The organism is Priestia sp. P5_B4, assembly GCF_056400385.1.
Genome location: NZ_JBFULJ010001228.1, coordinates 1 through 873, shown reverse-complemented (window position 1 = coordinate 873; position 873 = coordinate 1). Strand labels below are relative to the sequence as shown.

The 873-nt window shown below is 41.6% G+C and carries 1 protein-coding gene; it reads left to right on the top strand.

Going from position 1 to position 873, the window contains the following annotated elements:
* On the top strand, window positions 1–852 hold an 852-nt coding region (gene speB, locus AC1DRF_RS30120; RefSeq protein ID WP_477742588.1), incomplete at its 5' end, for an agmatinase.
* Window positions 853–873 lie beyond the last annotated feature (21 nt).

The window sequence follows — 873 nt, the reverse complement described above, 5'->3', positions numbered from 1 at the left end:
TCAGGGCAATCTTTTCGAACAGGAGCACGTTTTGGGCCGGAAGCTATTCGAGATTTCTCTATTTTACTCCGTCCGTATAACCCAGAACAAAAGATTAATATTTTTGACTACATTTCAGGTGTGGACTACGGCGATTTGGCAGTGGTTCCGGGATATATTTTAGAAACGTATAAAAAAATTGAAGAAGGGTTAACGCCGGTTGTGGATGAAGGAATTATTCCTATTTCACTAGGCGGTGATCATTCGATGACGCTTGGTGAACTTCGTGCCATCGCGAAGAAACACGGACCGGTAGCGCTTTTACAGTTTGATGCTCACTCTGATACGTGGGATAGTTATTTTGAACAAAAATACAATCACGGTACCGTGTTTAGACGAGCAATTGAAGAGGGGTTAATCGACGTGTCACGTTCGATTCAAATTGGTATGCGAGGCGGTCTGTACGGAATTGAAGATTTAGAAGATGCAAAGAACTTAGGTCTAGCTCTGTATACGACAAATGAATATAAAAAACTGGGCGTTGAAAGAATGCTAGAAATTATTCATGAGCGTGTAGGAGAAGGACCCGTATTTTTGTCGTTTGACATTGACTTTTTAGATCCAGTTTACGCACCGGGAACAGGAACGCCTGAAGTATCGGGTGCAAGTATTGACGATGCGCTTCAATTTGTTCGTGGGTTAATAAATATTGATTTTGTCGGGTTTGATTTAGTAGAAGTACTGCCAGCTTATGACCATGGACAAATTACAGCAGCAGCAGCCTCGAACATTGTTTATGAATTTATCACGCTTATCGCATTAAGAAAAAAAGCAAAAGAAGAAGAAGCGCTGTTAGTGCAAGCGCGCGACTGAATATAAGCAAGGCGGTAAAAG